This window comes from Bacillus sp. JJ1566 (genome assembly GCF_036962685.1).
Classification (GTDB): domain Bacteria; phylum Bacillota; class Bacilli; order Bacillales; family Bacillaceae_L; genus Ferdinandcohnia.
On sequence record NZ_JBALOP010000059.1, the window covers coordinates 1 to 8319 of the forward strand.

General features: G+C 40.4%; 8 protein-coding genes. 2 read left to right on the forward strand and 6 right to left on the reverse strand.

Going from position 1 to position 8319, the window contains the following annotated elements; genetic code table 11:
• Positions 1-122: 122 nt before the first annotated feature.
• Entirely contained in the window at positions 123-1118 is a 996-nt protein-coding gene (locus tag V7112_RS20700) for a zinc-binding dehydrogenase (RefSeq protein WP_335423345.1), read from the forward strand.
• Positions 1119-1152: 34 nt separating this feature from the next.
• On the opposite strand, the gene V7112_RS20705 is transcribed toward V7112_RS20700, so the two are convergent.
• From V7112_RS20705 to V7112_RS20720, 4 genes are all read right to left on the reverse strand, one after another.
• A complete protein-coding gene (locus V7112_RS20705; protein ID WP_335423348.1) occupies positions 1153-1896 on the reverse strand; it encodes a hypothetical protein in 744 nt (247 codons plus the stop codon).
• Positions 1897-1944: 48 nt separating this feature from the next.
• A complete protein-coding gene (gene kynU, locus V7112_RS20710) occupies positions 1945-3210 on the reverse strand; it encodes a kynureninase (RefSeq protein ID WP_335423350.1) in 1266 nt (421 codons plus the stop codon).
• A gap of 11 nt (positions 3211-3221) precedes the next feature.
• Positions 3222-4367, reverse strand: coding sequence for a GNAT family N-acetyltransferase (locus V7112_RS20715; RefSeq protein WP_335423352.1), 1146 nt, complete (start codon positions 4365-4367; stop codon positions 3222-3224).
• 61 nt (positions 4368-4428) lie between these two features.
• Positions 4429-4629 (reverse strand): hypothetical protein, encoded by a 201-nt coding sequence (locus V7112_RS20720; RefSeq protein WP_335423354.1) that lies wholly within the window; start codon positions 4627-4629, stop codon positions 4429-4431.
• 147 nt (positions 4630-4776) lie between these two features.
• Here V7112_RS20720 and V7112_RS20725 point away from each other — a divergent pair, with 147 nt between their 5' ends.
• Positions 4777-5091, forward strand: a complete 315-nt coding sequence (locus tag V7112_RS20725) for a hypothetical protein (protein WP_335423356.1) — start codon at positions 4777-4779, stop codon at positions 5089-5091.
• Between the two features lie 212 nt (positions 5092-5303).
• Here V7112_RS20725 and V7112_RS20730 read toward each other — a convergent pair whose 3' ends face one another.
• Together V7112_RS20730 and V7112_RS20735 are read right to left on the reverse strand one after the other, a co-directional pair.
• Complete coding sequence (locus V7112_RS20730; RefSeq protein ID WP_335423357.1) at positions 5304-6656, reverse strand: aspartate aminotransferase family protein; 1353 nt, start codon at positions 6654-6656, stop codon at positions 5304-5306.
• 15 nt (positions 6657-6671) lie between these two features.
• Entirely contained in the window at positions 6672-8138 is a 1467-nt protein-coding gene (locus V7112_RS20735; protein WP_335423360.1) for a CoA-acylating methylmalonate-semialdehyde dehydrogenase, read from the reverse strand.
• Positions 8139-8319 lie beyond the last annotated feature (181 nt).

The window sequence follows — 8319 nt, forward strand, 5'->3', positions numbered from 1 at the left end:
CCCTTTCCACACTTCCCCCAAACAATCAGCAACGAAACGCCTTTATCAATCCAATTAGTTGAAATCTTCTGTAGAATTCTATTAAAATGAAACTATCATTTTACAAATTAGGAGGGGAAAACTTGAAAGCGTTTTTACATTATAAGGTTCCTGGAATGGACGGAACTTCCTTCTCAGAGATCGATGAGTTAGAACCAAAAATAGGTGAAGTAAAGGTTAAACTAAAGAGTGCTGGCCTCAATCACCGTGATTTATTTGTTTTACATAGACATAAAGAAACAGAACCACCTCTAATCATCGGGTCAGACGGAGCCGGGATTGTTGAGGCAGTAGGTCCTGGCGTTGAGGGTGTTAAGGTTGGAGATGAAGTGGTCATCAACCCTTCATTAGGCTGGAAAGAAAAAAGTGATGCACCACCTGAAGACCACGAAATCCTTGGACTACCAGACCACGGAACCTTCGCTGAAAAAATCACGATTTCAGCGGATAATGTTGGACCAAAGCCAGGTCATTTATCTTGGGATGAGGCAGGGGTATTGTCACTCGCTGCCATGACTGCCTATCGTGCATTATTCACTCGAGCACAAGTAAAGCCAATCGATACAATCCTTTTACCTGGAATCGGTAGTGGTGCGGTTACGTTCCTTCTACTTTTTTCAAAGGCAGTTGGGGCTCGAGTCATTGTCACTTCTCGCTCCGAAGCAAAGTTAAAGCAAGCCCTTGAATTAGGTGCGGATGTTGCGATTGACAGCAATGGTGACTGGAATGAAGCACTTAAAGGAGAAAAAGTAGATATTGTGGTTGAAACAGTGGGAGCCGCTACCTTCCAAAAATCTCTTGGACAACTCCGTAAAGGTGGAAAAATGGTAACATTCGGCGCTTCTGCTGGTGATACTGTAGACTTCAACCTTCGCGAATTTTTCTATGGCCAGTATACTTTACTTGGTACAACGATGGCGAGTACGGAAGAATTCAATGAAATGCTTCAATTTGTCAATGAACATAAAATTAAACCAGTACTTGATAAAGTGTTCCCTCTCGCAGATGCTGCCAATGCATTAAAGCGCATTGATGAAGCCGAACAGTTCGGAAAAATTGCAATTAAAATTGAAGAATAACGAAGGCTGCACCCTATCCAAAGGGTGCAGTTTTTTATGAAAAATAAGTCGTCAGCTTTTGTTTCATTTGATCTTTGTTCTCGACAAATTGTCGATGTCGATGCCCATTTCCTCCCGAGGTATGCGGGAATCCATATAACACGGATTCAGGTGACACATAGTCATTTTCCGAGAGAAAATCTAATACTCCCGTCACATTAACCCCTAAAGGAATGATGAGTGGATTTTGAAGGCTCTGAATTTCTTTTACAAAACACTCCAACACATATTTCTTTAACACATCTGTCTTTAATATTTTCGGCGTGGAACCACTATAGTTTTTCCCTTTATAAAAAACAGGATAAGTTATCACAGACGTCGTTTGCACTAGGTGACTTGCCGCTCCAAATAGCTCGCCTGTAGACGCAATGTCCAAATAGGTATGTAAGCCAAGCTCGTCCAGCATTTGAATCAGATTTTTTCTCATCGGCCCTTCAAAGCTCGAGTTATTTTTGACGTGTTGAAGAAGCTGTTCATCTGAAAGATCTTTATTTTTTGGGTCAAGGATGGTTGAGTATGATTTTTTCATCTGATGCATCCCCGGAGTGATGCCGACAATCACTACTTTCGCGGCTTCATTCACATGTTCAAATGGTGCATAATAGATTTCGAGGTTTTTCTTTTCGTCCTTGTCCAATAAAAATGTCTCGTTTTTTAAATTTTCGTCTTTATAGTCAGGCGGTAGTGATAAAATATGATTTTTGTAAGTGTTGAACTTTGAATAGGCTGCGATTGCCAAATGAAGTCCTCCTTCTCGATGTAAAAGGTATACCAAAATTGGTATACCTTAAGCTACTACGTCTCGTTCATTTTTAAATTTTTCGTACTGCTTTTCTTCCATTATTGTTTTTAACATTTGAACGACTTTCCAAACGTCCTCAAAGGAATTATAGAGGGAAACTGGTGCAAGTCGAATCATATTTGGAGCGCGGAAGTCTGGAATAATCCCATTTTCTTTTAGGGCCTTGCAAATTCGTGCTGCTTCCTTATGCTCAAGACCGACGTGTCCTCCCCTTGCAGACTCTTCAAGCGGTGAGCCGATCGTAAATCCCATCCCAGTAAGTTCTGTATCAATTAGCTCGATTAAAAAATTCGTAAGTAATAGGGACTTATTCCTAATCTGTTCAATCCCTGCCTCAGTAAACATTTCAAGTGAACCAAGTAATGGAGCCAAGCTTAACACATGTGGGGTCCCAATTTGGAAGGCACCTGCTCCGACCGCAGGGGTAAACGAATGCTCCATATCAAATTGTTTTTCTTTATTTGATCCAAACCAACCTGTAAGGCCTGGTAGCACTCCAAAATGCTTTTGATTCACATACAATCCTGCAACTGCACCAGGTCCCCCGTTAAGATGCTTGTAATTACACCAAAACGCAAAATCCACATCCCATTCAGAAAAAGAATGGGGGATTGAGCCGACTGAATGACAGCAATCAAACCCGATTAAAATTCCACGTTTATGTGCTTCAGCGGTGAGACGCTTCATATCTAAAATTTGCCCACTTCGATACAAGATTGATGGCAAAACCACCAAGGCTACTTCTTCTGTCATTGCCTCAATAATGTCGTCCTCAATCAAATAACGCCCATCACGACTCTTAACTCGAACAAGATGCTCTTCTGGATCAAGCCCATGAATCCGTAGCTGACTTTGAAGGGCATATATATCGGATGGAAAATTCAGTTCATCCGCTACAATCTTGTTACGCCTTCCTTTCGGCTGATAAAATGTCGCAACTAACTGATGCAGATTAACGGTCGTTGAGCCCGTCACTATAACTTCCCGAGAAGAAGCGCCAACAAGCGGAGCAAGCTGTTCGCTTGCTTTTTCAGACATATAAAACCATGGCTGCCTCCCTTGTGTCCAGCCATCGATTCCATTTTCCTTCCAATCTTCCAATGAGTTAAGTAATGACTGTTCTGCTCGCTTTGATAAAAGTCCAAGAGAGTTTCCGTCCATATAAATGGTATCTGGTTGAAGATAAAATTCATCTCGAAACTTGGCTAACGGATCTTTCCTATCTAGTTTCCTAGCATGTTCAAGCATCATCGGTTTCCTCCTTAAAAAAAGTCATACATATAAGCTGGCCGGGTCGGTATCATTTTTTCAAAAGCTTCTAGATTATTTTCAGCCCCGTCAATCATACCCGCCGCAAACAATTCAGTCGGGCGCTTGTGGCCAAATAGAGCTGTTGATAAAGCATTGATGGACAGTTTAAGTGCCCCTTCCTTTTCTTTAGTAACGCGAACCTCCCCCTCTTTAATAAGGAATGTTTTTTCATTCCAAGGTGCAAACGGATCCGCGACTTGAAGCTTCAATTCTTCATTTCTAGCAAATTTGTATTCTTTTAAAAATGACTCAACATCAACAATTCGAACCATAAAATATGGAGAAACCTCTCGTTTCACTGTTTTTTGCATCTTTAAAGCAAAAAATAATGGTTCCTTTTCATATGTAGTCATTTCGAGCTCAGAAATCATTGAGTCATGCTGACATATAAAATTCCACAAGCCTCGCCGTGCTTCAAAATTGACAGGAACAAACTCTTCCACTGTCATCTTGTTGTCCTTCGTTTCATAAAGAATATACCCCGTAGGCTTTTGTTCAGAATCGTAATATATGGCAATATTTAAATCGTCAACCACGCTTCTCCACCAATCATCCTCACGTACAAGCATTCCAGAGAACTGTGTTGCATACTGCGCATAAATTTGGTTCAGTTCATTCAAATAAACATTTTCTAATTGATAACGTTTCACAGAACCCACTAAAGGTTCAAGCATAACTAAATCAGAACGCTGATGAACCGTTTTTAAGCGCTCGCTAAAGAGCTCCCATCCATATTTTCGATAAAAGGTCACATCAAATGGATGTAGCATCGACACGACGAATCCCTGTGTCTTCATTGTTTCAAGTGCATATGTAAGCAAATCCTTCACGTAGCCTCTTCTACGGAATTCCGGATATGTCGCCACACCTGCAATTCCACCCATTTTAAAGGACTGGTCACCCACATATGTTGTAAGTGGGATGAGATGAAATTTTGCAGCGAATTTTTCATTTTCATAGATGCCATAGATCTGGTGTTTTTTTATCTTTTTAAAAATTTCATCTAGACGTTCTACTGGTACCTTATACGAGAACGCATATTCCGATAAACGAACGGAATCCATAAATCGATCTTCTGTAATTCTCTCAATTGCCATATTCCAACAACTCCAATATGCTATGTAAAAAATCTATCCTCATTCAGACAGATACTCATATTTACTCACAACTAACCTCAGATAGACTAAAGATATGCTTTTCTTCAAATACGACCGTTCCACCCTTATCCATACAGCTTTCTGCTATCTGCAGGTTTATTTTGTGGTTATTCCTGATTTCTAGGAACCTTACAACTCCAAAAGTAATAATTAGGAGACTCCCAACGATTGCAATAAGAAGATTTCGTCTACGTTTACTCATTCCATCACCTCCTCTTTAGGGTAACATAATTGCCACATTTTACAATTTCCAAAAAGTATTTTTCGCAATATTTGTAAAAAACTTTTTGTGGATTTTTGATTTTATCCGATGTATGATAGTAACATTAACAATGGGGAGATGGTAAAAGTGAAGAAACAATTAGTCTTTGCCATCATTATGTTTGTTGCGATCATGTCCTTTTCAGCCACGCTCGCACACTCCCATGCCTTTAAATCATCAGACATACAAGAGAATACGGTAACCATTAGTGGTGTTTCGTTCGACAATCCTTCTTTTGATGATGGTAAACTAAAGATTTCTTGGGTGTTTTTCTCCATCATTTCGTTTTTAATTGTCCTGAAAGGGATGTTTATAAGTATTGATGTGAACCAATCCATCCGAAAATTTGTATGGATAATGCCCATTTTTTATCAGTCGAATTATGTGGTAAAGACTCTTTGATTTTTTAAAACTATAAAAATCAAGGAGGAGAAAAAATATGTGGTTTCGATTTATTATGATTGGTTTATGTTCGTTAACGGTGACTAGTTTGTTCATCTTTCAAGGAATTGAAATAACCCAAGCATTTAAAGACTTTTTTACAAATAAATAAAAATAATTAAAACGAATGTAGACTGTTGATCTACATTCGTTTTTTGTTGGATACATAGCTCTTACAAGGCATTTATTTCTTCAATTAATGTCCTTTGGATAAATTCTAAATCTTCCTCGAAAATCGATAGTGGAGGTGCAAGGGTTAACACATTATTATACCCAGCCACAGTAGCACCATTTTTCCCGATAATTAGTCCCTTTTGTAGACAGCCTGCGATGACTTTATTAACCTGACCAACTTCAAGTGGCTCTTTCGTTTGTTTATCCTTGACTAGTTCTAGTCCAATCAATAGGCCTTTCCCTCTAATATCACCAACATTTGAATGGTCCGTTAAAGCATCTGTGAGGCCATCTATTAATCTGGTACCAAGGTCTTCTGATCGTTGAAACAATTTTTCATTTTCCATTATTTCTAGGTTCTTAAGGGCTAAGGCACAAGCTGCTGGGCTTCCACCGAATGTATTAACATGGCGGAAATAATCATATTCCTCTGACCCTTTAAATACTTCATAAATTTCCTTTCTGACGGCCGTTGCAGATAACGGGAGATACGCACTTGTAATCCCCTTCGCCATTGTAATGATATCTGGCTTCACCCCATAATTCATAAAGCCAAATGATTTGCCAGTACGTCCGAATCCACAAATAACCTCATCCACTATTAAAAGTGCACCGTGTTTTTCACAAACCTCCTTTACCCCTGCCATGTACTGATCTGGTGGGACGATGACACCTCCACCAGTTATAATCGGCTCCATGATTACCCCTGCGATTGTTTCACTGAGCTCCCATGTCATCATACGGTCGATTTCCTTTACGGACTGAAGGTCCGATGCTTTAGCATCTGCTTTATCTTCCGAACGATATAGGTCAGGTGGCGCTACATGGAGAAAGCCTGGTGCAAGCGGTTCATATTTATACTTTCGCTGCGCTTGACCAGTTGCTGCGAGCGCTCCCATCGAATTACCATGATAGGCACGATAGCGGGAGATAAATTTATATCGGGAGTGTTCCCCTTTTTGTTGATGGTACTGCCTCACTAGTTTAAATGCCGTTTCATTCGCTTCGGATCCACTATTTGAGAAGAAAATGACATACTCGTCACCAAGCATTTCATTTAACTTTTCAGCAAGTTTTATCGCAGGCTCGTGGCTATGTGTTAATGGAAAATAGGCCATTTCTTTAAGCTGTTCGTGAGCAGCGTCAGCTAGCTCCTTTCTCCCATAACCGACATTCACACACCAAAGTCCTGACATCCCATCGAGATACCGTTTCCCTTTATGATCTGTTACCCAGGATCCTTTTGCTTTCTTTATCACAAGAGTTGAATTGGGATTGTACGGCTTCATCGAATGCCATACATAATCCTTATCCTTTGTTAACAGGTCCTCACCTTGCTTAATCTTAGCCATACCTGCTTTCCCCCCTTAATAATCAAAACGGGATGTAATCATCTTTTTACGCGTATAGAAATTCACTCCATCCTTTCCATTTACATGAAGGTCACCGTAGAAGGAATCCTTCCAGCCTGAGAATGGAAAAAAGGCCATAGTCGCAGGTACCCCAACATTGATACCCAGCATCCCTGCTTCTGCTTCTTCTCTAAATTGTCTTGCTGCCCTCGCATCCTTTGTGTAAATGGTAGCGCCATTTCCAAACCGTGATTTTCTAATATAATCGAGGCCTTCGTCTAAATCCTTTGCTCGCAGAAGACTTAAAACTGGTGCAAAGATTTCCTCTTTAGCAATTGTCATTTCTGGGGTCACATGGTCAAAAATCGTTGGTCCTAGAAAATTTCCTTCGGGCATTTCGTCCATTTCTTTTCTTCCGTCTCTGATCAGTTCCGCCCCTTCTTCTAGACCCTTTGTCACATAACCTAGAACTTTATTAAGATGGGACTCGCGGATTACTGGTGTTAATAGAACCTCATCATCCATTCCATTCCCAATCGTAAGGTTATCTGCAGCATCTTTAAGCGCTGTTACAAATTTTTCACCATCTCCAACGACGACAACTGCACTACAAGCCATACAGCGCTGTCCAGCACTTCCAAAAGTTGAACTGATAATATTGGCTACTGCTTTATCCATATCTGCATCCGGCATCACAATATGATGGTTTTTAGCACCTGATAAGGCTTGAACCCGCTTCCCTTGTGCTGCCGCACGCTCATATACATATTTAGCAACCGGCTGTGAGCCTACAAACGAAATCGCATTTACATTGGGATGATCTAACAAGCCATTTACAACATCATGCGCACCATGAACAACGTTTAACACTCCTTTTGGTGCCCCCGCTTCTGTAAATAAGCGTGCAAGCTCATTTGCCAGCATCGGTGTCCGTTCTGATGGCTTTAAAACGAACGTATTTCCACAAGCAATGGCTAATGGGAACATCCACATTGGAACCATCATTGGAAAGTTAAATGGAGTAATTCCGCCTACTACTCCCAATGGGTAGCGGAACATTTCCGAGTCTATATCCTCTGCAATATTTGATAATGTTTCACCCATCATAAGGGTTGGCGCACCTGCTGCAAATTCCACACATTCGATCCCTCGTAAAACCTCTCCATGTGCTTCCTTATAGGCCTTACCATTTTCTTGGACAACAAGTCTTGCTAGCTTTTCATGATTCTCCGTTAGTAAGTAGTGATATTTGTATAAGATTCTCGCCCGTTTTGGAACGGGAGTACTTTTCCAAGCTTTAAATGCCTCTCTAGCGGCTTTTACAGCTAGGTCTACATCTTCCTTTGACGAAAGAGGCACACGTACTAATGTTTCTTTTGTCGCAGGATTCGGCACCTCTAGCGTTTCAGTTCCGAGTGCATCCACCCATTCTCCATTAATATAATTTTTTAGTAAAACAGTTTCATTTTTAACTACGGTCATAATTCGTACAGCCTCCTTATTGTAATCGTAAGATACGAAACTCTTAACCTATATGTTAATTATCCTCCAATTTGAAAATGCTTTCATTAGACATTCTGTAAAATAACTGCTTGTGATTTTTCCACATTTTGAATGATACCTTTGGACATCAAATACGCCTTTCGTATTTGCCGCCCGATTT